Below are 23,729 nucleotides of genomic sequence, written 5' to 3'. Positions count from 1 at the left end.
CGGGCAATTTCGCAGATTTGCCCGGCTGGTCAAGCGGATCGAAGCGTTCAGGCCTCCAGAAGACGACGCAAAAGATCGATGTCCTCAGCGAGGCTGCGATCGGCCGAGCGCAGCTCTTCGATCTTGCGCACGCCATGCATGATCGTGGTGTGATCACGGCCGCCGAAACGCCGCCCGATCTCGGGCAGCGAACGCGAGGTCATCTGCTTGGCCAGATACATTGCGATCTGGCGCGGACGGGCGACGGTGCGCACCCGCTTCGGCCCGATCATGTCCGACAGGCGGATGTTGTAATGCTCGGCCACCTTGCGCTGGATTTCCTCGATCGAGACCTTGCGGTCATTGGCGCGCAGGATGTCGGCCAGACATTCCTGGGTCATGTCCAGCGTGATCTCGCGGCCCATGAGGCTGGCGAAGGCGAACAGCCGCTGCAGCGCGCCTTCCAGCACGCGTACGTTCGAGGTGATGCGATGGGCCAGGAATTCCAGCACGCCCGGTGCCAGTTGCAGGCCGGGATACTGGGTGCGGAAGGTGTCGGTCTTGGATTGCAGGATGCCCAGCCGCAGCTCGTAATCGGTCGGGTGCAGGTCGACGACAAGGCCGCATTGCAGGCGCGACTTGATGCGCTCTTCCATGTCCTTGATTTCGCCCGGCGCACGGTCGGCCGAGATGATGATCTGCTTACCCTGATCGACCAAGGTATTGAAAGTATGGAAGAATTCTTCCTGCGTGGAATCCTTGCCAGCGATGAACTGCACGTCATCGACCATCAGGACCGAGACGGTGCGGAACAGTTCCTTGAAGTCCATGACGGTGCGGTCGCGCAGTGCTTGCACGAAGCGATACATGAACTGCTCGGCCGACAGGTACAGCACCTTGGCTTCGGGCTGGCGGGCCTGAATCTCGCGCGCCATCGCATGCATCAGGTGGGTCTTGCCCAGACCGACGCCGCCGTAAAGGAACAGCGGGTTGAAGGTCACCGGGCCGCCTTCGGCCACGCGGCGCGCGGCGGCATGGGCCAGCTCATTGGGCTTGCCAACGACGAAGTTGTCGAAGGTGAAGCGTTGGTCCAGCGGTGCGGTCAGCTCATCATCGGTGGCGGTGGCGGTGGCGGTGGCGGTGGCGGCGGCGCGCGGGGCGGGGCGCTTGGGCTCGGAGTTGGCCGCGGCGACCTGACGGCTGGTCTGGCTGCGCGTCTCGAACGAGATGCGATGCACAGGCCCTTCGATCCGGTCGAGCACCTTCAGGATGTCGTCGCTGTAATGGCGCGACACCCAGTCCGACAGGAAACGCGTCGGGCACAGGATGACCGCGGTGCCCTCGTTCACGCCACTCAGGCGTAGCGGTTCGATCCAGGTCGCGAAACTGTCGGCACCGACGATTTTCTGTAATTCCTCACGTGCCTGCCCCCAAATCTTGTCCATCTCGCCCAAGTCCGTTTCTTTGCCCATGTTCCGACGGGTTCGCCCCGGCGGCAGTTGATTCGGCATCGGTACCCGGCTGGACACAAAGACAAGACAACAGGACCACCCGCCGCCAAAGCGACGTGCAAGCCGTCCTGCGGCTTTGCCTCCGTATATGACTCGCAACGGGCAAATTGCCCGCTGACATGTGTCATGGTCGCTGATCGTCCCCCGATCAAGCTTCCTGCCCGTATTCCGGCGGCAGTGCCGGTCCACGGGGCTTGTCCCCCAGGTGCGATGTGAATCGCTGGACCGAAGCTAGCAAGAAGGATGCTCTGCCGACAACCGATCTTCGCGCTTGACAGAACAGTTTACCTCTCGAATCTCACGAGCGGGTGACAGTCCTGTGACGGCGCGAAAGCCTATTTTTTTCAATGAATTGGCCCATCAGGTTTAATGGAAAAGGGCACGCCCTGAAGGAGCGCGCCCCAGCCAATTCTACTGGTAGTTGCGTAAATGCCGCAGCCTTATCAGGCCGTCAGGGCTTTCACGCGCGATGCCAGACGCGAAACTTTACGCGAGGCGGTGTTCTTGTGAACGACGCCCTTGGTCACGCCGCGCATCAGCTCGGGTTGAGCAGCTTGCAGGGCAAGACGTGCAGCAGCAGCATCGCCCGAGGCGATGGCTTCTTCGACCTTGCGCAGGAAGGTACGGATGCGCGAGCGGCGTGCTTTGTTGACTTCGGTCTGGCGCTCGATCTGGCGAGCGCGCTTCTTCGACTGGGGCGTGTTGGCCATGGGTGCGGTCCTGTCTCGTGTTTCAAATCTCGATCGCGCAAAAGCCCCATGGCACCGTCCTTGAAGGGACGGTCATGATTCTTGCCTTAAGCGGGCCCACGCGCATGTAAGTCCGGCCCTATATAGGGGTCTCCGGACATTGCCAAGCGCAAATCAGCGGTCGCGGAACTGCGGCTCGCGCTTTTCAAGGAAAGCGGCCATGCCTTCCTTTTGATCCTCGGTCGCGAACAGCGCCTGGAAGGTGCGGCGCTCGAACAGCAGCCCCTCGCGCATCGTGGTCTCATAGGCGCGGTTGACGGCTTCCTTGGCGGCGATGACGGCGATCTGGGATTTCTCGGCGATCTTCTTGGCGGTGGCCAGAGCCTCGGCGATCAGCTTGGGCGCGGGTACGACCCGACTGACCAGGCCCGAACGCTCGGCCTCGGCGGCGTCCATGAAGCGGCCGGTCAGGTGCATCTCCATCGCCTTCGACTTGCCGACAAAGCGGGTCAGGCGCTGGGTGCCGCCGATTCCGGCGATGACGCCCAGATTGATCTCGGGCTGACCGAATTTCGCATTGTCGGCGCAGATGATGAAATCGCAGGCCATAGCCAGCTCGCAGCCACCACCCAGCGCATAGCCGGACACGGCGGCGATGATCGGCTTGCGGGTGGCGGTGATGCGGTCGATGCCGGCTCCGAACAGATCCTCGGTATAGACATCGACGTAGCTTTTCGTGGACATCTCCTTGATGTCGGCCCCGGCGGCGAATGCCTTCTCGCTGCCGGTCAGGACGATGCAGCGCACCTTCTCATTGCGGTCGGCATCGGTCAGGGCATCGCCCAGTTCCTCGAGCAGCTGAGAGTTCAGGGCATTCAGCGCCTCTGGCCGGTTCAGCCGGATCAGCGCAACATAGTCGTCGATCTCGACGGAGAGGGTCTGGTAAGCCATTCAAACCTAGCCTTTCGAATTGAAGCTGGTCGCGACTCGTAACAAAGCCGCGGGCATCTGGCTAGCACCCGGCGCCCTTCGCTGTTTCCGAAATACCCCTGCCAGAGGCAGCTGCGCCAAAGCGCTGCTTCACTTCTGACAAATCGGGCAGAAAAAGCTCGACCGCCCGGATTGCACGATCCGCTGGACTGTTCCGGCGCACCCCGGCGTCGGGCATGGCCCGCCCTCGCGGCCATAGACACGGAAGGAATGCTGGAAATATCCCAGCTCACCGGTGGCCTGCCGATGGTCGCGCAGCGAAGACCCGCCCGCGGCGATGGCCTCGACCAGCACTTCCTTAATATGGCCAACCAAGGCCTCCATCCGCGCCGCCGGGATCTGCCCGGCCTGACTGCGCGGATCGATCCCTGCGCGGTGCAGCGCCTCGGAGACATAGATATTGCCCAGTCCCGCGACGATCCGCTGATCCAGCAGCGCTGCCTTGATCGGGGCTTTGCGCCCGGACAGCGTCGCGATCAGCAGGGGCGGGGTGAAGTCATCCGACAGCGGCTCGGGGCCCAGATGGGCCAGCATCGGATGTTCGGCCCCCGGCGCGACCAGATCGACCATGCCGAATCGCCGGGCGTCGTTGAAAGTGATCTGCGTGCCCTCGTCGTTCCAGAAGACGACATGGTCATGGCGCGGCAGGATTGCCGGGTCGCGATGGAAATCGCCTTGGATCGCGCCTTCGATCAGCATCCGGCCCGACATGCCCAGATGCAGCAGGATGCTGCCGCGATCCTGCAAGTCGACCAGAATGTATTTCGACCGACGCCGCAGACCGGTCACCCGCGCGCCGGTCACCACCTGCACCAGATCGGGCGGCAGGGGCCAGCGCAGGTCGGGGCGGCGGGCCTCGGCACGGGTGATAATGTGGCCTTCAAGATGGGGAAGAAGTCCCCGGCGGACGGTTTCGACCTCAGGCAGTTCTGGCATTTCCGTTCCATTCGTCGCATGGTGCGCGGCGCGCGTCCGGCCTATCTGGGCGCGAAACGACGAATGGACAAGCATGATGACCGATGACCAGCGCAAAGAAACCCATTTCGGCTTCCGCACCGTGGCGGAAGAGGAAAAGGCAGGGCTGGTGCATGGCGTGTTCTCTCGTGTGGCCTCGCGCTATGACGTGATGAACGACCTGATGAGCGTGGGCATCCACCGCGTCTGGAAGACCGCGATGATGGATTGGCTGGCGCCGCGCGACGGCCAGCACCTTCTGGATGTGGCGGGCGGTACCGGCGACGTGGCCTTCCGCTTCCTGCAGCGCGCCTCGGGGGCGCGGGTCACCGTCTGCGACATGACCGAATCCATGCTGGTCGAGGGCCGCAAGCGCGCCGAGGCAAGCCGTCTGGCCGACCGCCTTGCATGGGTCACCGGCGATGCCATGAAGCTGCCCTTTGCCGATGAAAGCTTCGACCGCTACACGATCAGCTTCGGCATCCGCAACGTCACCCGCATTCCCGATGCCTTGGCCGAGGCGCGCCGCGTGCTGAAGTCCGGCGGGCGGCTGATGGTGCTGGAATTCAGCCAGATCCCGGTCCCGATGCTGCAATGGCTTTACGACCGCTACAGCTTCAACGTCATTCCGAAAATGGGCGAGATCGTCGCCAATGACCGCGACAGCTACCAGTATCTGGTCGAATCGATCCGCAAGTTCCCCGATCAGGAGAGCTTCGCGACGATGATCCGCCATGCGGGCTTTGGCCGCGTGCAATATCGCAACCTGTCCATGGGGATCGCCGCGCTGCATTCCGGCTGGAAGGTCTGATCCATGCGCGGCCCTCATAATATCTGGCGCCTGATCCGCACCGGCGCCACTTTCGAACGCACGGGCGCGATGCGCGCGGTGCTGGATGCGGTGAACGCTCCGGCACGGGTGCGGTTGGCCGCGCATGTTCTGGGCTGGCCCTTTGCATGGCTGGGCTACAAGGGCGATCCGAACCTGCCGCCGATCACCCGTGCCATCACCGCTTTGGGTCCGGCCTATATCAAATTCGGCCAAATTTTGTCGACCCGGCCCGATGTCGTAGGCCCCGAACTGGCCGAGCAACTGTCGATGCTGCAGGACCGCCTGCCGCCCTTCCCGCAGGAACAGGCCGTCCGTATCGTCTCGGATGCGCTGGGGCAGCCGGTCGATGTCCTGTTCAGCGAGTTTTCCGAACCCGTCGCCGCGGCATCCATCGCGCAGGTCCATCGCGCCCGCCGCGCCGACAATGGCCGCGAGGTCGCGGTCAAGGTGCTGCGGCCCTCGGTCGAGGCCGGGTTCCGCCGCGATATCGACGCCTTCCATTTTGCCGCCTCGATGATCGAACTGATCTCGCCCGCGACGCGCCGCCTGCGTCCGCGCGACGTGGTCACGCATTTCGAAACCGTGGTCATGGGCGAGCTGGACCTGCGGCGAGAGGCGGCTGCCGCATCAGAGTTCGCGGAAAACACCCGCGAGGATCAGGGCATGCGCGTGCCGCATCCGCATTGGCACCTGACCGCGCGCCGCGTTCTGACCAGCGACTGGGCCGAGGGCATCCCGATGGGCGACGTGGCCCGCCTGAAGGCCGAGGGGCAGGACATGCCTTTGGTCGGTGCGCGAGTCCTGCAGCTGTTTCTGCAGCACGCCCTGCGCGACGGCTATTTTCACGCCGACATGCATCAGGGCAACCTGAAGGTCGCGCCGAACGGCGATATCGTCATCTATGATTTCGGCATCATGGGCGAGATCGACGAATATACCCGTCGCGTCTATGCCGAGATCCTGATGGGCTTCATTCGGCGCGACTACATGCGCGTCGCCCGCGTTCATTTCGAGGCGGGCTATGTGCCCCGCGACCGCGACATGACCGAATTCGCCCGCGCGCTGCGTGCGGTGGGCGAGCCGATCTTTGGCGCGGATGCCAGCCAGATCTCGATGGCGAATCTGCTGGCCTATCTGTTCGAGGTGACCGAGCGTTTCGGGATGCGCACCCGGACCGAACTGATCCTGCTGCAACGCACCATGGTCGTGGTCGAGGGCGTGTCCCGTTCGATCGATCCGCAGATCAATATCTGGGAAGTCGCCCGGCCCGTCGTCGAAAGCTATATCCGCGACAATCTGGGGCCAAAGGCCGCCGCGCGCGATCTGGGTCGCTCGGCGCAGGTTCTGGCGCGATTCGCGCCGCTGCTGCCGGAATTTCTGGAACGCCGCATGCCCGAGATGCTGCGCGACTCTGATGCGGCGCCCCATCCGCGCGAAAGCCGTGCCGGTCTTCTAGGCGGAATCGCCATCGGTGCCGTCGTGGCGCTGGCCTCGGTCTTCTTTGGTGCATGGCTGGGTTGACGCGGCTCCTCGGCTCTTGAGGGCGGGGGCAGATTGCCCTAATCCGCAAGGATGCGAATTCTGTATCTTGGGGACGTGATGGGCCGTTCAGGCCGTCGCGCGATTGCCGAAGGGCTTCAACCGCTGAAACAGCGGCTTGGGGCGGATTTCACCATCGTGAACGGGGAAAACGCCTCGGGGGGGATGGGGCTGACCGGTGGTCACGCCAAGCTGATCCTCGATTCCGGGGCGGATTGCATCACGCTGGGCGACCATGCCTTCGACCAGAAGGAAATGCTGACCTATATCGAGTCCGAGCCGCGCATCATCCGCCCGCTGAACTATTCCAAGGTCGCGCCGGGCAAGGGCGCGCGGGTGTTCGAGGCGACGCGTGGGCGCAAGATCCTGGTCGCGCAGATCCTGGGTCAGGTCTTCATGAAGCGGCCCTTCGACGATCCGTTCTCGGCCATCGACACGGTGCTGCGCACGCATCCGCTGGGTGGGCTGGTGCAGGCCTCGGTCGTCGACATCCATGCCGAAGCCACCAGCGAGAAGATGGCCATCGGCCATTGGTGCGACGGGCGTGCCAGTCTGGTTGTCGGCACCCATACCCATGTGCCCACCGCCGACACGATGATCATGGCGCGTGGCACCGGCTATCAGTCCGATGCAGGCATGTGCGGCGACTACGACAGCGTCATCGGCATGGATAAGGCCGAGCCGCTGCGCCGCTTCCTGACCGGCATGGTGTCCGAACGTTTCACCCCTGCCGAGGGCGAGGCCACGTTGTCCGGCGTCCTTGTCACCACCGATGATCGCACCGGCAAGGCCACCGCGATCGAGGCCGTCCGGCAGGGCGGAAAACTGGCACAAACCCATGGTGCTGCGCCTACCGCAGGTTGAAAACCCGGTGCGGGGGCGCTTTTACTTGCGACCGATTAGAAAAAAATTCTAAAACCCATCGAAACAGCCGTGTTTTATCGGCGCATGCGACAGGGACCTGATGCTCGGCTTCGAACTGACCGGAACCAACGCGGCGATTGCTATGCTTGTGATCGTCGCCATCACCTTCATCCAGTTCATCCGCGAGAAACACCCGCCCGAGGTCGTGGCCATCGGCTCGGCTGCGGTGATGATGCTGCTGGGATTGCTGCCCGTCAAAGACGCGGCCAGCGTCTTGTCGAACGCGGCACCTTGGACCATCGCCTTCATGTTCCTGATCATGGGTGGTCTGCTGCGCACCGGCGCGCTTGAGATGATGTCGCGGGCGGTGTCCGCACATGCCACAGACCGGCCCGTCCTGACCGTCTGCGCGCTGTTCGGTTTCGTGATCCTTTCCTCGGCGATCATGAACAACACGCCGGTCGTGGCGGTGATGATCCCGATCTTCATCCAGCTGGCGCTGCGCATCGGGGTATCGCCGTCGAAACTGCTGATGCCGCTTAGCTATTTCACCATCCTTGGCGGTATGCTGTCGCTGATCGGCACATCCACGAACCTGCTGGTCGATGGCGTCGCGCGTGAAGCGGGGCTGGCGCATTTCAGCATCTTTGAAATCGCCCCGGTCGGCGCTGCCGTCACCGTCGCGGGCATCATCTATTTCGCGCTGATCGGGCGCAAGCTGCTGCCCGATCGCACTTCGCTGGCCGGTTTCCTCGGCACCCCGCGCGAGATGAAATACTTTACCGAAGTGGCCATCCCCGAGGATTCCACTCTGGTCGGCCAGAACGTCACCGAGGTCCCGCTGTTCAAGCGCGAGGCCGTGCGGCTGGTCGATGTGCTGCGCGGCGATGCCTCATTGCGCCGCAATCTGGCCGAAGTCGTGCTGGAGCCGGGCGACCGCGTCGTTCTGCGTACCGAGATGGCCTATCTGCTGGAAATGCAGGCCAACAAGAACCTGCAGATGGTCGACAAGCTCAGCTCGGTCGCCACCGAGACGGTCGAGGTGCTGATCTCGCCCGGTGCGCGGCTGATCGGTCGGCGTCTGGGCGACATGCGCCTGCGCCGCCGCTACGGCGTTTATGTTCTGGCCGCCCACCGCCGCAGCCAGAATATCGGTCGCCAGCTGGACGATCTGGTCGTGCGCGTCGGTGACACGCTGCTGCTGGAAGGCGCGCCCGAGGATATCGCCCGTCTGGCCGTCGATATGGAACTGGTCGATGTCTCGCGCCCCTCGACGCGCGCCTATCGCCGCGACCGCGCGCCCATCGCGATCATCGCGCTGCTGTCCGTGGTGGTCTTGGCCGCGCTGGATGTCGCACCCATTCAGGCGCTGGCCTTCATTGCGGCGGCGGTGATCCTTGTCACCCGCTGCGTCGATGCCGAAGAGGCGTTTTCTTTCGTCGATGGCCGTTTGCTGGCGATGATCTTTGCCATGCTGGCGGTGGGCGAGGCGCTGGAACATACCGGCACGGTCAACCTGATCGTCGATAATGTCGCGCCGTGGATGCAGGGGCTGCCGGCCTTTGCCACGCTGATCTGCGTCTATTTCCTTGGTCTGATCATGACCGAGATCCTGTCGAACAACGCCGTCGCCGTGCTGCTGACCCCCATTGCAATCGCGCTGGCGCAGTCTTTGGGCCATGATCCGCGGCCCTATGTGGTGGCAGTCATGTTCTCGGCCACGGTCGCCTTTGCAACGCCCATCGGCTACCAGACCCATATGATGGTCTACGGCCCCGGCGGCTACAAGTTCAGCGACTTCATGCGCGTCGGCATTCCCTTGGACATCATCACCGGCATTGTCGCCTGCCTGACCATCCCGCTGATCTGGCCGCTGTAAGAAGTGACGGGCGCGGCGGTTTCAGCCGCGCTCAAAGCCTTCGCGGATGGCCGTTTCGGCCTTTAGGGACAGGGTCTTGCGGTTCTCGCCCCGGACCGGGATCGGTTCCAGCAACCGGACGGTGACGCTGCCCTGACGCGGCTGGGCCAGAACCGCCAGCAGATGCGGAGCCAGACCCATATTCGCGAACCAGCCATAGAAGCGCGGGTCGCGGTCCCGCGGCGCGCTATAAACCGCGGTCATCGGCTGGATCGCCAGATCCTCGGGCAGGGCCGGGTCAAGGAAGCCCTGAAACAGCGTCGGCTTGAAGGGCAGGACGCGGCGACCGTCGGTGCTGGTTCCTTCGGGAAAGAACAGCAGGCGGTGGCCCGCACGGGTGCGCGCGGCGAATTCCTGTGCCTGCGCCCGGGCCAGCCGCGGATCTCGGGTGACGAAATGGGTATCGGTCACGCGCGTCAGGATATTGATGCCGGGCCAGCCCGCGACCTCGGCCTTGGAGACGAAGAACACGGGCATTGCCGCGTTCAGCACAAGGATGTCCAGCCAACCGGAATGGTTCGCGACCACCGCGCCGGGGCCGCGCATGGGTTCGCCCTCGCGCCGCCATTTCATGCCCATGATCCATACGCACATCCGGCAGACGCCCTGCACCCACGGCCCGGTGATCGGGCGGCGGGGGCCGGAAAACAGCCGCTCAATCCCGCGCAGCGGCAGGATCAGCAGGACGCCGATCAGCAGGACCGAGATGATGCCGAAGCCACGCGTGGCCACAAGGAACCAACCCAAGATGCTGGGTCGGGGCAGCGCCGGTGCAGGATCATCGCCATGCCATGCGTGGCGGGACGCGCCGCCGGGTTCACCAATCGCCTCGCTCATTGTGCCTGCCAACGTGCCTCATAGAATTTCTTGTGCTTGGCCGACATGGCCGCCGTATCGACCAGCAGGAACACGTCGGTGGTATTGAAGTCGTGGTCCACGAAGGCGCCTTCGCCAATCGTGCCACCCAGCCGCAGATAGGCCTTGATCAAGGGTGGCATCCCGGTCATTGCCGCGCGCCGGTCCAGAGCGTCCGGGGCGATCAGGTCCATCCGGTGATGACCCGGTGCACGCGCCACAGGTCGCAGTGCGGGTGCCGCAAGATGGTGGTGATGCAGCCAAGACAAAGGCTGCGCCAGCGCGTCCACATCCGTGCCATGAAAGGATGCCACGCCGAACAGCAACTGGATCTCGCGCTCCAGCACGTAATCGGCCAGCGCGTTCCACAGCAGGAACATCCCCGCGCCGCCACGAAATGCCGGATCGACGCAGGACCGCCCCAGCTCCAGCAGCGACCGATCCGAGCGGCGCAGCGGGTCCAGATCATATTCGGCATCGCAATAGAAGCGGCCAAAGCCGGAGGCACGTTCACCCGGCAGCAAACGATAGGCCCCGACGACATGGTCCAGATCAGCGGTCGGGCGGCGGGTATCGACCAGAACCAGATGATCGACGACCTCGTCGAACTCATCGCGCTCCAGCCGGTTCTGATGATCGACCAGCGCGCCGTCTCCGCCCAGTTCCTCGACAAAGACACGGTAGCGTAGGCGTTGGGCTGACAGCAGATCCGCCTGATCCGTGGCAAGGCGGGTCTCAAGATAGGTGCTGTCGGGGGTCATTGTCGGGCGCGGAACCTGATCCATTTCTCTGGTTCCGTAACTAGGCACAGGTTCGGGGCATTGCAACAAGGCCGGATGGGCCGGGCGCGGCGGAGTTCGGGTCGGTTGACTCTATCATAGGTTGTATTAATGTTTGTCTAATAACTCAGGAGTGTTCCGTGACCAATTGCAGGTCGACATGGCGTCCGTCCAGCACCTGCTTGCCCGCATTGGCAAAATTGACCGTGATGCGGTCGCCGATGCGGGATTGGACCTGTCCCAGCCCCCATTCCGGGGCGCCGGGATGGCGGACGATCATACCGGGTTCGAGAATCTCATTCATATGTCGCGACCTTTCCAGCGGCGCAGCCAAGGCTAGACCTCGATGGACGATCTGACAATCGGCAGAACCTCAACTTCCCAAGAACCGCTCTCGCCCGAGCGTTTGGCGGCGCTGGTCAGCGCGCGGCTGTGCCATGACCTGATCTCGCCCTTGGGTGCGATCGGCAACGGGCTTGAACTGCTGCAGATGTCGGGCGAGTTCCGGGGCATTGCCAATAGTCCCGAATTTCAGCTGATGGCGGAAAGCGTTCAGGCGTCCCGCGCGCGCATTCGCTGGTTCCGCATGGCCTTTGGCCACGGCTCTGCGGATCAGCGGGTCGGTTTGGGTGAACTATCCGCGATCCTTGGCGATTTCGAGAAATGCGGGCGGCTGCGCGTCCGGATCGAGGCCGAGGGCGACCTGGCGCGATCCGAGGCTCGGCTGATCCTGCTGTCGCTGATGTGCCTGGAAACGGCGCTGCCCTGGGGTGGCAGCGTTCTGGTCTGTCGCGGGGCCAGCGGTTGGCGGCTGGTGGCCGAGGCCAGCCGCACCAAACCCGACCCGGCGCTGTGGTCATGGCTTGACCCGCAAGGATCGGTTGCGCGACCCGATCCGTCGCCCTCCGAGGTGCATTTCGCCATGCTCGCCAGCTTTGCTGCAAGCGAGGGTCGACAACTGGGTTGGGAACTGGACGCCGCCGGGGGCGAGATTTCCTTCTAGAAGGTGCCGTCATCCAGCGCGGCCTGCAGCCTGCGCGCCCATGAGGCGGGGATGTCGGGCAGGCCGTCGAACAGATTGTTCAGCGCCTTCATGGCTGGGGCCCGATCCAGTGGCAGCAGCGCCAACCCGGCCTCGAAGCGCACATGATCGCTTCCGTTCTGGGCCAGCGCCAGCAGCTCTTGCCGGGCGCGGTCAGGGTGTCGGGCCACGGCGGCCCGTGCCAGATGCAGGTGATAGCGCGGCGATTCCCGCCGTGCCATCCGATGCCTGCGCCGGATTTCCTTCAGCCGCAGCCGCCCCTCGACCAGCATGATCGAGACCTTGCCAACCTGACCTTTTTCACCCAGCACGCTGGTGGCCGGATGGCCACCATAGGGCAAGGCCAGCAGCCGCAGCCGGGGAAAAACGTGGGTGATCCGGGCGGCATGTTGCCGGTCGGCGGAAATCGAAGGGTCATAGATCAGCACGCCGCGCAGATCGGTATCGCCCCATTCCTCGGGGCGCGGCATGTCCTGACCAATGCGGCGGAACTTGTCGTGTCGGTCGGGATCGTAGGGCGCAATCCGGGGATCGATCGAATATTGCGGAGAAACCAGCAGCGCCCGACTGACCCGCGCCGCCCGCGAATACAGCAGCGCGCCATAGCCGCCCATTGAGAATCCGGTGGCAGTGACCTCGTCATAGGCAGCGGTCGCCGCGCTGAGCGCCTTGGCCAGATGGTCGCTGCCCTTGGACAGAAACCAGTCGCGGCGCGCCGATTGCACCATGATCGCATCGATCCCCGCCCGAACCGCGAAACCCGGACAGGCGGTCGGTACAAAACCGTCCATGATATCGCGCCCGGCCTCAAAGCAGATCACCGCCCGGCGACTGCCACCGGGTGCCGCGAACAGGGTTGCCCGGTGGTGCGAGTCGTCATGAAGGGTCTGGGGCAGGTGCAAGCGACGGCCTCAGCTGCGGATCGCGCCGTCGCCAGTCACCAGATACTTGAAGCTGGTCAGCTGCTCGGCCCCGACCGGCCCGCGGGCATGCATCTTGCCGGTGGCGATGCCGATTTCCGCGCCCATCCCGAATTCGCCACCATCGGCGAATTGGGTCGAGGCGTTGCGCATCAGGATCGCGCTGTCGAGCGACTTGAAGAAGCGCGCGGCGGTGGCGTCACTCTCGGTCAGGATCGATTCCGTATGGCCCGAGCCATAACGGCGGATATGGGCAATCGCCTCATCGACACCATCGACCAGCTTAGCCGCGATGATCATGTCCAGGAACTCCTGCCCGAAATCCGTGGGTTGGGCAGGGACAGTACCGGGGATCTCGGCCAACTCGCCCTCGGCCCGCACCTCGACGCCCGCATCCAGCAGATCCTGCACCAGAACCGCGCCGTGCTGCGCATAGAATTTCCGGTCGATCAGCAGGCATTCTGCCGAGCCGCAGATGCCGGTGCGCCGGGTCTTGGCGTTCAGGACCACGCGGCGGGCTTTCTCCAGATCGGCGTCGCCATCGGCATAGACGTGGCAGATACCTTCAAGATGAGCAAAGACGGGGACGCGGGCCTCGCGCTGGACCAATCCGACCAGCCCCTTGCCGCCGCGCGGCACGATCACGTCGATCAGCCCTTGGGCGCGTAGCAGGGCGGCGACGGCCTCGCGGTCGCGGGTGGGGACAAGCTGGATCGAGGCCTCGGGCAGTCCGGCCTGACGCAGACCGGTGGCCAGCGCCTGATGGATCGCCTCGGAACTGTTCAGGCTTTCCGAGCCGCCGCGCAGGATCACCGCATTGCCGGACTTCAGCGCAAGCGCTGCGGCGTCGGCGGTGACGTTCGGTCGGCTTTCATAGATCACGCCGATGACGCCCAAGGGCGTCGCTACGCGCTGGATATGCAGCCCGTTCGGACGGTCCCATTCGGCCAGAATCCGACCGACCGGATCGGGCTGGGCCGCGACTGCGCGCAAGCCATCAGCCATGGCGCGGATGCGCGACGAGTCCAGCTTCAGCCGATCCAGCATCGAGGGGCTAAGACCCTTTTCTGCCGCGAAATCCATGTCCAGCACATTGGCGTCCAGAATGGCCTGCTCCGAGGCGATGATGGCATCCGCAGCCCCGATCAGCGCGGCATGCTTGCGCTCGGCCGAAGCCTCGGCCAAGGCCAGCGCGGCTTCGCGCGCGGCGGTGCCAAGCTTGGCGATCAGCGCATCGGCATCGGTCTGGGTCAGGTCTTTCATCGCGGTTCCCCCTAGCTTGGCCCTGAAATAGGCCGGGGATGGGCGAAAAACCAGAAGGAAAGGGGAAGGTGCAGGATTCTGTTGCCAGGCTCCTGCGGGCCCCGCCTTACGCTGCTAGGCGCAAGGGCTTAAGTTTCGGTAACTCGAACTGCTTACGCAGCCAGAGCGACCGGAGCACGGTTGTCGTTGGCAACTGTACAATTTGCACCGATAACGGTGGTAGCTCACCGAGACAAAGCAAACAGCTTTAGACGTTCGTCGATCCTGTTTCGACCCCAAGTGCCCCCAACGAGGGAGTTTGGTGGAGTCGCCGGGTACCGCCCCCGGGTCCGATCCGCTTATTACCTGCGCGTTTATGTCCATAGTCCGGGCGAACCCGAACAGGGGCAATATAGGCGGGGGCCGTGCCAGCCGCAAGGGAGGGGAACGCTGTTCCCCTCTTGGCCCGCAAGCGGTCCAATTCACCCCTTGGGGTATTTCTCAAACGAAGAAACACCAAGGGGCGGCGCGGGACCTGACGGCTTCACCGTTTCACAAATACCCATTGCAAGGCTGGCAAAAGCGAAACGCCCCGCACAAAGGCGGGGCGTTCGGGTTGGCGTCTGGAGTTAGAAGCCGGCTTTGATCTTTTCGAACTCGGCCAGCTGCTTTTCGCGCTGCGCCGGGTCATTCGGGGTCTGCGCGAGGATCGGGACGTCGATCTCTGACAGGCCGTTCTTGACAGCGGGCTCGTCCTTGATCGTCTCCATCGCCACGGTCGAGGTATGGCCGTAGCCGATGGTTTCCAACAGCGCCTTGGCCGAGGTGGGGGCAAGCCAGGCGTTCATGAAGTCATGCGCCTTTTCTTCGCTGCCGGGGCCGTTCTTCATGTTGATGTAGCCGCAGAAGAAGGTCGAGGAACCCTCTTTCGGGGCGCGCTGGAAGCCGACGGGGAAGCCGTCGTTTTCCAGGAGCACCACGCCGTCATTCCACGACCACGCGATGTCGACCGCGCCCGAGGCCATCAGCTGTGCCTGTTCCGAGGGGTCGGCCCAATAGGCGGCGACGTTCACATGCGCCTTGCGCAGCCAGTCGGCGGCCGCCGTGAACTGCTCATCCGTCACCTTGGTCCAGTCGGTCACGCCGGTCGCCAGATAGGCCAGCGCCCAGACGTCATCGGCCGAATCGGGTAGCGAGGTGCGGCCCTGGTATTTCGGGTCGAGGAACACGTTCAGGCTGGCCACGTCCTCGGCCGGGACGGTCTCGGTGTTATAGGCGATGGCGGTGGCGCCCCAGTCGGTGGGGACGAACCAGACGCCCTGATCGTCCTTGAAGATCGGGCTGTCGAGGAACTTCGGGTCGATATCGGCGAAGTTCGGGATCTTCGAGACATCCCAGGGTTCGATCAGCCCGGCATCGCGGTATTTCGAGATCATCTGCGAGCAGGGATGGGCGACATCGGCTTTGAAGCCCGAGGCGAGCTTCTGATAGGCCTCGTCGTCATCGCCGTAGAAGGCATAGGTCGGGCTATCGCCATATTTGTCGATATAGCCCTGAAAAATCGAGGGTTCCTCGAATCCCGCCCAGTCGAAGACGGTCAGTTCGGAATCGGCAGCAAGAGCGGGCAGGGCAGCGCCCGACAGGACAAGGGCGAGGGCGGAGGAGCGCAGAAGTTTCATCTGTGACCTTTGGATGGGTAGTCGATGACATGGACGCTAGCGGCCCCGCCGCAGCCTCGCAAGCGTTCGGTGACAGGGATTTGCCCGTTCCGGGAGCACTGCCGCATAATATTGCAGGCGGGTCTACCAGCGCCCGGAAGCTCCGCCGCCTCGCGATGAGCCGCCGCCAAAGCCCGATCCGCCCCCGCGTGAGGCGGCGCGATAGGCCGGGTTGCGTTCGCGTCGCAATACGCGGTCGTCAGGACCATAGAAGATGCGCTGGGGCATCGGTGCCGGGCGGGATTCGGACCAGTCGCAATGCGGGCAGCGACGGGTCACGTCGGTCTGGGCGATCATGTAGCCGCCCTCGGGCTGGGTTTCGCGATGCGGGCTGCGGGTGGTGGTGATGCCGCCTTTGCCGCATTGCGGGCAATGGCGTCGACGCCAGTGCTTGATGCCGATGGCGGCAAAGATCGCGGCGAAGGCGCCAAAGAAAACAAGGTTTAGCGCCCGGTCCACCCAATTCGTCCGGGGCTTTTGCGGGGGTGGCAGGCCCTGCGCATGGGGGCGGGCGATCAGGGAAATGACTGCCTCGGTCCCGTCGCGGATGCCTTGCGACATATGCCCGGCGCGATAGGCGGGCAGCATCGTGCCCCGCATGATGTCCTGCGCGCGGATATCGGCATCGTTCGGGTAGCCTGCGCCAAGCTCGATCCGGGCCTCGCGGTCCTGCGCCAGAACAAGGATCATGAAGCCGTCATTGCGAGTGGCATCACCCACGCCCCAATGGTTGAAAAGTCGGGTGGCAAAGGGTTCCAGCCCGTCGGTTCCGCCGTAGCTGGCACGGTCGGACAGGGTGACCACCGTGCCTTCGACACCGGTGCTATTGCGAAGTTCGGTCAGGGCGCGGTCAAGCTCGGCCTCATCATCGGGGTCGATGATCTGGGCGAAGTCGTTGACGGTGGTCGAGGTCCAGTCGGGCAGCGCCTCGGCCAGCGCCGCCTGTGTCAGCAGCGCAAGGCCAAGAAGCAGGGCTGCCAGCCCGCGCATCAGTTGGCCAGAATCTCGGGGCCGCCGCAGATCTTGGGGTCCGGGTGACCGATCAGCGCATCGTCGCGGCCGACGAAATCCACCGCATGCAGGATGGTCTGGATCGCGGCGATCCGGGCCCGGCGTTTGTCATCCGAGCGGATCACCGTCCATGGCGCGACCGCGGTATGGCTGCGCGACAGCGTGTCATGGATGGCGTCGGTATAGTCGTCCCATTTCGCCAGCCCGTCCACGTCGATGGAACTGAGTTTCCACTGCTTCAGTGGGTCCTGCTCGCGGTCGAGGAAGCGCTTGAGCTGTTCGGCCCGGTCGACGCTGAGCCACAGCTTGACCAGCGTGATGCCGTCATCGGCGAACATCGCCTCGAATTGCGGAAGCTGGCGAAAGAAGGTCTCGCGCTCGTCCTTGCCAGAAAAGCCGAAGACCCGCTCGACGACGCCGCGATTGTACCAGCTGCGGTCGAACAGCGCGATTTCGCCCTTGGCGGGCAGCCAGTCGACATAGCGCTGAAAGTACCATTGCCCGGCCTCGCGCTCACTGGGCTTGGGCAGGGCCACGATATAGGCCGAGCGCGGGTTCAGGTTCTCGCGCACGCGCTCGATGGTGCCGCCCTTGCCGGCGGCGTCGCGGCCCTCGAACAGGACCACGACACGTTTCCCGGTATGGATCACGTCGCGCATCATGCGGACGAGCTGCTGTTGCAGCACCTCCATATGGGCATCGTAATCCTTGGATTTCATTTCCTCGGGATAGGGGTAGCTGTCGCTGAGGATGTCGTCCTTGTCGGCCTTCTGGATGGCCTTGCGGACGTCCGGGGGCGCATCCTTTTCGAAAAACCGCGTGATCGCGCCGACATAGGGCAGATCAGGATGCCCCTGACCAATGGCCTTGTCCCCGGACTTTTTCGCCACGGCTTACCCTTTCCCGATCAGATCCATGTCGTATTCGGTCGTCTGGTAGATCTCGTTGATCCAGTTACCGTAAAGCAGGTGGGCGTGGCTGCGCCAGCGGTTCGTGGGGGCAAGGCTGGGATCGTCGTCGGGATAGTAATTCACCGGGACGTTGATCGGTTTCCCGGCCATGACGTCGCGGTCATATTCGTCCTTCAGCGTCGTGCTGTCATATTCGAAATGATTGAAGACATAGAGCGCGCGGCGGCTTGGGTCCTCGATCAGGCAGGGGCCGGACTGTTCCGAGGCGATCAGCGTGCGCAGCGCCGGGATTGCGTCGACTTCATCCTGACGCACCTCGGTCCAGCGGCTGACCGGGACCAGCACGTCATCGGAAAAGCCGCGCAGATAGGGGCTGGCGGGGGCAAGATTGCGGTGCCGGAAGCAGCCGAATGCCTTGTGGTCAAGGATGTGCTTTTCCAGCCGGTTGAAATGCCATGCCATCGCCATGCCGCCCCAGCAGACGCCAAAGGTCGAATGCACATGCGTCTGGGTCCATTCAAAGACGCGGGTCAGTTCGTCCCAATAGGTCACCTCCTCGAAGGGCAGATGCTCGATCGGTGCGCCGGTGATGACCAGGCCGTCGAATTTCTCTCCGGTCGCTTCGACATCGCAGAAACGGCGATAGAAGCTTTCCATGTGGTCGGCGGCGGTGTTGCGGCTTTCGTGATCCGACATGCGGATCAGCTGGAAGTCGATCTGCAGGGGAGTCGCGCCGATCAGCCGGGCGAACTGGTTCTCGGTCTGGATCTTTTTCGGCATCAGGTTCAGCAGCCCGATGCGCAGAGGCCGGATATCCTGGGTCGCAGCCCGACCCGGCGACATGACCATGACGCCTTCATTCGACAGGATGTCAAAGGCGGGCAGGTCATTCGGTAGGGTAATGGGCATCATGCGTCCTTTCTGTCGATGGCGCGACCGATCAGGGCGATCAGGTCGGCCGGCGTTCTGACCTCGGCGACTTCCTCGGCCAGCAGCGTCACACCGCGCCGCGCCATCGCCTCGTAGCGGGGCTGGCGATGGGCCAGCGCGCGGGCATAGGTCCAGCGGATGAAATCATCGGGATTGACCTGTTCCTCGGTCAGACCTTTTTCAACCCGGTAATCGGTCCAGGCGCGATCAAGAAACTGCGGTTGGTAATACATGGGCTTCGGCGCGCGGTCGAAGCGACGCACCAGTTCCGCCGTGTGGTCGTCCGAGCCCTTGATCCAGACCAGCAACAATTCACGCTGCAGCGTGTCCAGCACCGGGTCCGTATCGGCGAAAGGATCGACCACCTCGCAGATTGAGCCACCCGAATCGCAGACGAAATTCGGAATGCCGTAGATGTCCTTGCCGCGACGGATGAAATGGCCGGTATCCAGCAGCGACGATATCTCGGCCGTGCGGTGCTGATCCTGTCGGCGCATGTATTCCTCGAAATCGAGGCCGCCGCGCGACGGGCTGCCGGGCTTGCCCAGATAGGTGGACAGCGGCGCGAGGTTCTCGAACGTGATGTTGCTGGCGATATAGACCGAATCCGACAGCAGGAGTTCGCGCAGGAAAGGGACCTTCATCGCCTCGCGCTTGAAGTTGTCGGCGATCAACTCGCCCATGTAACGCGTGCCGATGCGGTAATCGACCGAGTAGTGGAACCAGTCGCCCGCATTGCGCAGCATGGTCGCCAGATAGGTCTTGCCCAGACCCGACATGCCGAAAAACAGCACGCGCCTGCGCTGTGCGTTCAGCCATTCGGCTTGTGTCCTGTAAAGCATGGGCATTCCTTTTCGCGGTTGCGCGATAGTTAGAACCCCGCGCGCCCGGTGAAAAGGGGGAGGCCGTTCGCCGTGCCATCGGGGCGCGCAAAGCGGGTGCGCGGCCCGCATCAATCCGCTGTAGCGCGACCAGTGCAATCGCGCTATCATCCGCGGCAGACCCGGAAAACGGGCTCCCGGCAACGGGATAAACAGAGGCAGTGACGGCGGTTCATCCATGACCGAGATGGTCTTTGGCACCACACCCGTTCGGGCTGGTGATCCGATTCTTCCACGCTGGTGGCGCACCGTCGACCGATGGTCCTTGGCCTGCGTGCTGGGCCTGTTCGCGATGGGCCTGCTTTTGGGGCTGGCGGCCTCGGTTCCGCTGGCGGAAAAGAACAACCTGCCGCAGTTCTATTATGTGACGCGTCAGGCGATCTTTGGCAGCATGGCGATTGGCGCGATGCTGGTCGTGTCGATGTTCTCGCCTCGCTTCGTGCGGCGGATCGGCGTCTTTGGCTTTGCCATCGCCATTGTCGCGATCGTGCTGCTGCCTTTCATCGGGACGGATTTCGGCAAGGGCGCCGTGCGCTGGCTGCGCCTTCCGGGCGGCATGTCGGTGCAGCCCTCGGAGTTCCTGAAGCCCTGCTTCATCGCCATCTGCGCATGGTTCATGGCCGCAAGCCAAGAGGTCGGCGGCCCGCCGGGCAAGATCTACTCTTTCGGCATTGCCGCGACGGTGGTGCTGCTGCTGGCGATGCAGCCGGACTTCGGACAGGCCTCGCTGGTGCTGTTTTCGTGGTGCGTGATGTATTTCATTGCCGGTGCACCGATTGCGCTGGTGATCGGGGTCATCGGTCTGGCGATGATCGGCGGGGTATTCTCATACGGCGCGTCCGAGCACTTCGCCCGCCGCATCGACGGCTTTCTGGCGGCTGAGGTCGATCCGCGCACCCAGATCGGCTATGCCACCAATGCCATCCAGGAAGGCGGCTTCTTTGGCGTCGGCGTGGGCGAGGGCTCGGTCAAGTGGTCGCTGCCGGACGCGCATACCGACTTCATCATCGCGGTCGCGGCCGAAGAATACGGCCTGATCATGGTGCTTGCGATCATTGTGCTGTACATGACCGTGGTCGTGCGCTCGCTTCTGCGGCTGCGGCATGAACGTGACCCCTTTGCCCGCATCGCCGGGACGGGGTTGGCCTGTGCCTTTGGGGTGCAGGCATTGATCAATATGGGCGTGGCCGTGCGGCTGCTGCCCGCAAAGGGGATGACCCTGCCTTTCGTCAGCTATGGCGGCTCATCTGTGATTGCCTCGGGCATCGCGGTGGGCATGCTGCTGGCGCTGACGCGGTCGCGCCCGCAGGGCCGGATCGCCGATGTACTGGGAAGGGGTCGCCGATGACCGTGATGATACCTTATTGCCTGATCGCGGCAGGCGGCACCGGTGGACATATGTTCCCCGCACAGGCCCTGGCGGAAACCCTGCTGGCCCGCGGCTGGCGGGTGAAGCTGTCGACAGATGAGCGGGGCGCGCGCTATGCCTCGGCCTTTCCAGAACAAGTCGTGCGCGAGATCGTGGCCTCGGCCACCACGGCGCGGGGCGGGGCGGCGGACAAACTGGCCGTGCCCTTCCGCATCGGCTCGGGGGTGATGTCGGCCATGCGCGCGCTGAAGCAGGACCGGCCCGCCGTGGTCGTGGGCTTTGGCGGCTATCCGACGATTCCGGCGATGTCGGCGGCGCTGGCGCTGCGCATTCCTCGGATGATCCACGAACAAAATGGCATCATGGGCCGGGTGAACACGGCCTTTGCGCGGCGGGTGCAGAAGATCGCCTGCGGAACATGGCCCACCCAACTGCCCGAGGGCGTCACCGGCATCCACACCGGAAATCCGGTCCGTCAGGCGATACTGGACCATGCCGCGGCGCCTTACGTCGCGCCCGCTGATGGCCCGCTGAATGTGCTGGTCATTGGTGGCAGCCAAGGCGCGCGGGTGCTGTCCGATGTCGTCCCCGACGCCATCATCGGCCTGCCCGAGGACATCCGCGCGCGGCTGAATATCAGCCAGCAGGCCCGCGCCGAGGATCTGGAGCGGGTCACCGCCGCCTATGCCACTGCTGGCATCAAGGCCGAGGTGAAACCCTTCTTCGACGACGTGCCGCAGCGGCTGGCCGATTGCCAACTGGTGGTCAGCCGGGCCGGGGCCTCGTCGCTGGCGGACATCACCGTGATCGGGCGTCCCTCGATCCTGATTCCCTTCGCAGCCGCGACCGGGGACCATCAGACCGCCAATGCGCGGGCGCTGGGGGAATCCGGTGCGGCAATGGTGCTTCCCGAATCCGTGCTTGACGCCGAGAGCCTCAGGCGCGACATGCGGGACATTCTTTCGGACGGTGCCCGCGCCTCCAACATGGCTGCGGCGACTCTTGCCCTTGGCCGCCCGGATGCGGCGCAGCGACTTGCAGATCTAGTTACGGAATTGACCGCATGAACGCAGCGACCAAACTGCCGGGCGAACTTGGGCCCATCCACTTCGTCGGCATCGGCGGCATCGGCATGTCGGGCATTGCCGAGGTGCTGATGACGCTGGGCTATGCGGTGCAGGGCTCGGACGCGAAGCGCTCCAAGATCACCGACCGTCTGGAAACGCTGGGCGCGACGATCTTTGAAGGCCAAAGCGCCGAGAATATCGGCGATGCGGGCGTGGTCGTGATCTCGACCGCGATCAAGAAGGGCAACCCCGAACTGGAGGAAGCCCGCCGCCGTGGCCTGCCCGTCGTGCGCCGCGCCGAGATGCTGGCCGAACTGATGCGGCTGAAATCGAACGTCGCCATTGCCGGAACTCACGGCAAAACGACGACGACCACCATGGTCGCAACGCTGCTGGATGCGGGCGGGCTTGATCCGACCGTCATCAATGGCGGCGTGATCCATGCCTATGGCTCGAACGCGCGTGCGGGTGCGGGTGAATGGATGGTGGTTGAGGCCGACGAATCCGACGGCAGCTTCAACCGCCTGCCCGCGACCATCGCCATCGTCACCAATATCGACCCCGAGCATATGGAGCATTGGGGTTCCTTCGATGCCTTGCGCAAGGGGTTCCAGGATTTCGTCTCGAACATCCCGTTCTATGGCCTTGCCGTCTGCTGCACCGACCACCCCGAGGTGCAGTCGCTGGTCGGCAAGCTCAGCGACCGCCGCATCGTGACCTTTGGCTTCAACGCGCAGGCCGATGTGCGCGCCATGAACCTGACCTATGAAAACGGCGTCGCCCATTTCGACATCGCCCTGCAAGGCGAGACCGAGCTGAACGACGGCGAGACCCCGGTGATCGAGGGCTGCACCCTGCCGATGCCGGGCGATCATAACGTCTCGAACGCGCTGGCCGCCGTGGCCGTTGCCCGCCATCTGGGCATGAAGCGCGCCCAGATCCGTGAGGCTCTGGCCAAGTTTGGCGGCGTTGGCCGTCGCTTTACCCGCGTGGGCGAGGTGAATGGTGTCACCATCATCGACGATTACGGCCACCACCCGGTCGAAATCGCCGCAGTCCTGAAGGCCGCGCGTCAGGCGACCAAGGGCCGCGTCATCGCCGTCCACCAGCCGCATCGCTATTCCCGGCTGTCGAGCCTGTTCGATGATTTCTGCACCTGCTTCAACGAAGCCGATGTGGTCGGCATCGCCGAGGTCTATTCGGCGGGCGAAGACCCGATTCCCGGCGCATCGCGCGACGATCTTGTGGCAGGGCTGATCGCCCATGGCCACCGCCACGCCCGCGCCGTGATCGACGAGGCCGATCTGGCCCGTCTGGTCGGCGAGCAAGCCCGTCCGGGCGACATGGTCGTCTGCCTTGGCGCAGGCACGATCTCGGTCTGGGCCAACAACCTGCCAGATCTTCTGGCGGAGAAGGCGGCGTGATCGTCTTGGAAAGCCATCCCGGCTTGGCGGCGCTGTTTGCCGCCATCTGGGCCATTCTTTCCTGTGCGATTCCCCTGATGCGCATGAACTGGCGCCACACGGCAACCTGCATGCTGGTTCTGGCCGGTGTGCCGCTGCTGGGCTGGCTGACCTATCTGTGCGGCCCGGCGCTTGGCGTGCTGTTCCTGTCGCTTGGTCTGTCGATTCTGGTCTGGCAGCCGCTGGACCTGCTGCTGCGCCGTCGCCGCCGTCCGTCCCGGCAAGGCGCGCAATAGCCGGGGTTTGCGTGCTGCGGCGCTTTGGT

The 23,729-nt window shown here is 64.0% G+C and carries 23 protein-coding genes and 1 other RNA gene; 9 read left to right on the top strand and 15 right to left on the bottom strand.

Annotated features, from left to right (window positions below):
• Positions 1-47: 47 nt before the first annotated feature.
• From dnaA to mutM, 4 genes are all read right to left on the bottom strand, one after another.
• On the bottom strand, positions 48-1,424 hold the full coding sequence (gene dnaA, locus IB235_RS01735; protein ID WP_225612018.1) for a chromosomal replication initiator protein DnaA: 1,377 nt from the start codon (positions 1,422-1,424) through the stop codon (positions 48-50).
• A gap of 509 nt (positions 1,425-1,933) precedes the next feature.
• Positions 1,934-2,200, bottom strand: coding sequence for a 30S ribosomal protein S20 (gene rpsT, locus IB235_RS01730; protein ID WP_155037889.1), 267 nt, complete (start codon positions 2,198-2,200; stop codon positions 1,934-1,936).
• A gap of 153 nt (positions 2,201-2,353) precedes the next feature.
• Positions 2,354-3,130, bottom strand: a complete 777-nt coding sequence (locus tag IB235_RS01725; protein WP_192335092.1) for an enoyl-CoA hydratase — start codon at positions 3,128-3,130, stop codon at positions 2,354-2,356.
• Positions 3,131-3,259: 129 nt separating this feature from the next.
• Positions 3,260-4,105 (bottom strand): bifunctional DNA-formamidopyrimidine glycosylase/DNA-(apurinic or apyrimidinic site) lyase, encoded by an 846-nt coding sequence (gene mutM / locus IB235_RS01720; RefSeq protein WP_155037887.1) that lies wholly within the window; start codon positions 4,103-4,105, stop codon positions 3,260-3,262.
• Positions 4,106-4,181: 76 nt separating this feature from the next.
• Between mutM and ubiE the strand changes: the two genes are divergently transcribed.
• From ubiE to IB235_RS01700, 4 genes are all read left to right on the top strand, one after another.
• Entirely contained in the window at positions 4,182-4,934 is a 753-nt protein-coding gene (ubiE, locus tag IB235_RS01715) for a bifunctional demethylmenaquinone methyltransferase/2-methoxy-6-polyprenyl-1,4-benzoquinol methylase UbiE (RefSeq protein ID WP_192335089.1), read from the top strand.
• Positions 4,935-4,937: 3 nt separating this feature from the next.
• On the top strand, positions 4,938-6,476 hold the full coding sequence (gene ubiB, locus IB235_RS01710) for a 2-polyprenylphenol 6-hydroxylase (RefSeq protein ID WP_192335086.1): 1,539 nt from the start codon (positions 4,938-4,940) through the stop codon (positions 6,474-6,476).
• A gap of 51 nt (positions 6,477-6,527) precedes the next feature.
• Complete coding sequence (locus IB235_RS01705) at positions 6,528-7,358, top strand: TIGR00282 family metallophosphoesterase (protein WP_192335083.1); 831 nt, start codon at positions 6,528-6,530, stop codon at positions 7,356-7,358.
• Between the two features lie 100 nt (positions 7,359-7,458).
• Positions 7,459-9,237, top strand: a complete 1,779-nt coding sequence (locus IB235_RS01700) for an SLC13 family permease (RefSeq protein ID WP_192335080.1) — start codon at positions 7,459-7,461, stop codon at positions 9,235-9,237.
• A gap of 21 nt (positions 9,238-9,258) precedes the next feature.
• Here IB235_RS01700 and IB235_RS01695 read toward each other — a convergent pair whose 3' ends face one another.
• The 3 genes from IB235_RS01695 to IB235_RS01685 all read right to left on the bottom strand — a co-directional run bounded on the left by IB235_RS01695 (position 9,259) and on the right by IB235_RS01685 (position 11,214).
• Positions 9,259-10,113 (bottom strand): 1-acyl-sn-glycerol-3-phosphate acyltransferase, encoded by an 855-nt coding sequence (locus IB235_RS01695; protein WP_155037882.1) that lies wholly within the window; start codon positions 10,111-10,113, stop codon positions 9,259-9,261.
• Complete coding sequence (locus IB235_RS01690; protein ID WP_192335901.1) at positions 10,110-10,892, bottom strand: GNAT family N-acetyltransferase; 783 nt, start codon at positions 10,890-10,892, stop codon at positions 10,110-10,112. The genes IB235_RS01695 and IB235_RS01690 overlap by 4 nt, the downstream gene beginning before the upstream one ends.
• 145 nt (positions 10,893-11,037) lie before the next feature.
• Complete coding sequence (locus IB235_RS01685; protein WP_155037881.1) at positions 11,038-11,214, bottom strand: DUF3553 domain-containing protein; 177 nt, start codon at positions 11,212-11,214, stop codon at positions 11,038-11,040.
• Positions 11,215-11,256: 42 nt separating this feature from the next.
• Here IB235_RS01685 and IB235_RS01680 point away from each other — a divergent pair, with 42 nt between their 5' ends.
• Positions 11,257-11,913 (top strand): histidine phosphotransferase family protein, encoded by a 657-nt coding sequence (locus tag IB235_RS01680; RefSeq protein ID WP_192335077.1) that lies wholly within the window; start codon positions 11,257-11,259, stop codon positions 11,911-11,913.
• Here the strand turns inward: IB235_RS01680 and IB235_RS01675 are convergent.
• From IB235_RS01675 to IB235_RS01640, 8 genes are all read right to left on the bottom strand, one after another.
• Positions 11,910-12,854 (bottom strand): hypothetical protein, encoded by a 945-nt coding sequence (locus IB235_RS01675; RefSeq protein WP_192335074.1) that lies wholly within the window; start codon positions 12,852-12,854, stop codon positions 11,910-11,912. The genes IB235_RS01680 and IB235_RS01675 overlap by 4 nt on opposite strands.
• Before the next feature lie 9 nt (positions 12,855-12,863).
• Positions 12,864-14,135, bottom strand: a complete 1,272-nt coding sequence (locus IB235_RS01670) for a glutamate-5-semialdehyde dehydrogenase (protein ID WP_192335071.1) — start codon at positions 14,133-14,135, stop codon at positions 12,864-12,866.
• A 67-nt stretch (positions 14,136-14,202) separates the two neighbouring features.
• Positions 14,203-14,556, bottom strand: a transfer-messenger RNA (tmRNA) gene (gene ssrA / locus IB235_RS01665).
• 187 nt (positions 14,557-14,743) lie between these two features.
• Complete coding sequence (locus IB235_RS01660) at positions 14,744-15,793, bottom strand: PotD/PotF family extracellular solute-binding protein (RefSeq protein WP_192335069.1); 1,050 nt, start codon at positions 15,791-15,793, stop codon at positions 14,744-14,746.
• 123 nt (positions 15,794-15,916) lie between these two features.
• Positions 15,917-16,822 (bottom strand): YgcG family protein, encoded by a 906-nt coding sequence (locus IB235_RS01655; protein ID WP_192335066.1) that lies wholly within the window; start codon positions 16,820-16,822, stop codon positions 15,917-15,919.
• Positions 16,822-17,733 carry a polyphosphate kinase 2 gene (gene ppk2 / locus IB235_RS01650; RefSeq protein ID WP_192335063.1) on the bottom strand — a complete coding sequence of 304 codons (912 nt, stop codon included), beginning with the start codon at positions 17,731-17,733 and terminating at the stop codon, positions 16,822-16,824. Before ppk2 ends, IB235_RS01655 begins: the two co-directional genes overlap by 1 nt.
• A 3-nt stretch (positions 17,734-17,736) precedes the next feature.
• Positions 17,737-18,663 (bottom strand): homoserine O-succinyltransferase, encoded by a 927-nt coding sequence (gene metA, locus IB235_RS01645; protein ID WP_155037875.1) that lies wholly within the window; start codon positions 18,661-18,663, stop codon positions 17,737-17,739.
• Positions 18,663-19,526, bottom strand: a complete 864-nt coding sequence (locus IB235_RS01640) for an ATPase (RefSeq protein WP_192335060.1) — start codon at positions 19,524-19,526, stop codon at positions 18,663-18,665. Before IB235_RS01640 ends, metA begins: the two co-directional genes overlap by 1 nt.
• A gap of 217 nt (positions 19,527-19,743) precedes the next feature.
• Here IB235_RS01640 and IB235_RS01635 point away from each other — a divergent pair, with 217 nt between their 5' ends.
• The 4 genes from IB235_RS01635 to IB235_RS01620 are packed head-to-tail and all read left to right on the top strand — an operon-like array spanning position 19,744 to position 23,700.
• Positions 19,744-20,913: a putative peptidoglycan glycosyltransferase FtsW gene (locus IB235_RS01635; RefSeq protein ID WP_155037873.1), complete on the top strand. Its 1,170-nt coding sequence runs from the start codon at positions 19,744-19,746 to the stop codon at positions 20,911-20,913.
• Positions 20,910-22,001, top strand: a complete 1,092-nt coding sequence (gene murG, locus IB235_RS01630) for an undecaprenyldiphospho-muramoylpentapeptide beta-N-acetylglucosaminyltransferase (protein WP_225612017.1) — start codon at positions 20,910-20,912, stop codon at positions 21,999-22,001. The genes IB235_RS01635 and murG overlap by 4 nt, the downstream gene beginning before the upstream one ends.
• Positions 21,998-23,425 carry a UDP-N-acetylmuramate--L-alanine ligase gene (gene murC / locus IB235_RS01625; protein ID WP_155037872.1) on the top strand — a complete coding sequence of 476 codons (1,428 nt, stop codon included), beginning with the start codon at positions 21,998-22,000 and terminating at the stop codon, positions 23,423-23,425. Before murG ends, murC begins: the two co-directional genes overlap by 4 nt.
• On the top strand, positions 23,422-23,700 hold the full coding sequence (locus IB235_RS01620) for a DUF2484 family protein (RefSeq protein ID WP_192335057.1): 279 nt from the start codon (positions 23,422-23,424) through the stop codon (positions 23,698-23,700). The genes murC and IB235_RS01620 overlap by 4 nt, the downstream gene beginning before the upstream one ends.
• The last annotated feature ends 29 nt before the right edge of the window (positions 23,701-23,729 follow it).

Origin of the sequence: Paracoccus sp. PAR01, assembly GCF_014851995.1 — a bacterium.
GTDB lineage: Bacteria > Pseudomonadota > Alphaproteobacteria > Rhodobacterales > Rhodobacteraceae > Paracoccus > Paracoccus litorisediminis.
Note: the sequence above shows the minus strand (reverse complement) of the source record. Positions and strands in the feature narration are given on the sequence as shown.

What these genes read in the sequence shown, in the direction of transcription:
- IB235_RS01680 (WP_192335077.1), top strand. Translation starts at nt 11,257, where the DNA reads ATGGACGATCTGACAATCGGCAGAACCTCAACTTCCCAAGAACCGCTC.
- ubiE (WP_192335089.1), top strand. Translation starts at nt 4,182, where the DNA reads ATGACCGATGACCAGCGCAAAGAAACCCATTTCGGCTTCCGCACCGTG.
- IB235_RS01685 (WP_155037881.1), bottom strand. Translation starts at nt 11,214, where the DNA reads ATGAATGAGATTCTCGAACCCGGTATGATCGTCCGCCATCCCGGCGCC.
- IB235_RS01690 (WP_192335901.1), bottom strand. Translation starts at nt 10,892, where the DNA reads ATGACCCCCGACAGCACCTATCTTGAGACCCGCCTTGCCACGGATCAG.
- rpsT (WP_155037889.1), bottom strand. Translation starts at nt 2,200, where the DNA reads ATGGCCAACACGCCCCAGTCGAAGAAGCGCGCTCGCCAGATCGAGCGC.
- IB235_RS01705 (WP_192335083.1), top strand. Translation starts at nt 6,528, where the DNA reads ATGCGAATTCTGTATCTTGGGGACGTGATGGGCCGTTCAGGCCGTCGC.
- murC (WP_155037872.1), top strand. Translation starts at nt 21,998, where the DNA reads ATGAACGCAGCGACCAAACTGCCGGGCGAACTTGGGCCCATCCACTTC.
- IB235_RS01655 (WP_192335066.1), bottom strand. Translation starts at nt 16,822, where the DNA reads ATGCGCGGGCTGGCAGCCCTGCTTCTTGGCCTTGCGCTGCTGACACAG.
- metA (WP_155037875.1), bottom strand. Translation starts at nt 18,663, where the DNA reads ATGCCCATTACCCTACCGAATGACCTGCCCGCCTTTGACATCCTGTCG.
- dnaA (WP_225612018.1), bottom strand. Translation starts at nt 1,424, where the DNA reads ATGGACAAGATTTGGGGGCAGGCACGTGAGGAATTACAGAAAATCGTC.
- IB235_RS01700 (WP_192335080.1), top strand. Translation starts at nt 7,459, where the DNA reads ATGCTCGGCTTCGAACTGACCGGAACCAACGCGGCGATTGCTATGCTT.
- IB235_RS01660 (WP_192335069.1), bottom strand. Translation starts at nt 15,793, where the DNA reads ATGAAACTTCTGCGCTCCTCCGCCCTCGCCCTTGTCCTGTCGGGCGCT.
- mutM (WP_155037887.1), bottom strand. Translation starts at nt 4,105, where the DNA reads ATGCCAGAACTGCCTGAGGTCGAAACCGTCCGCCGGGGACTTCTTCCC.
- IB235_RS01640 (WP_192335060.1), bottom strand. Translation starts at nt 19,526, where the DNA reads ATGCTTTACAGGACACAAGCCGAATGGCTGAACGCACAGCGCAGGCGC.
- IB235_RS01635 (WP_155037873.1), top strand. Translation starts at nt 19,744, where the DNA reads ATGACCGAGATGGTCTTTGGCACCACACCCGTTCGGGCTGGTGATCCG.
- ubiB (WP_192335086.1), top strand. Translation starts at nt 4,938, where the DNA reads ATGCGCGGCCCTCATAATATCTGGCGCCTGATCCGCACCGGCGCCACT.
- IB235_RS01695 (WP_155037882.1), bottom strand. Translation starts at nt 10,113, where the DNA reads ATGAGCGAGGCGATTGGTGAACCCGGCGGCGCGTCCCGCCACGCATGG.
- murG (WP_225612017.1), top strand. Translation starts at nt 20,910, where the DNA reads ATGACCGTGATGATACCTTATTGCCTGATCGCGGCAGGCGGCACCGGT.
- IB235_RS01725 (WP_192335092.1), bottom strand. Translation starts at nt 3,130, where the DNA reads ATGGCTTACCAGACCCTCTCCGTCGAGATCGACGACTATGTTGCGCTG.
- IB235_RS01670 (WP_192335071.1), bottom strand. Translation starts at nt 14,135, where the DNA reads ATGAAAGACCTGACCCAGACCGATGCCGATGCGCTGATCGCCAAGCTT.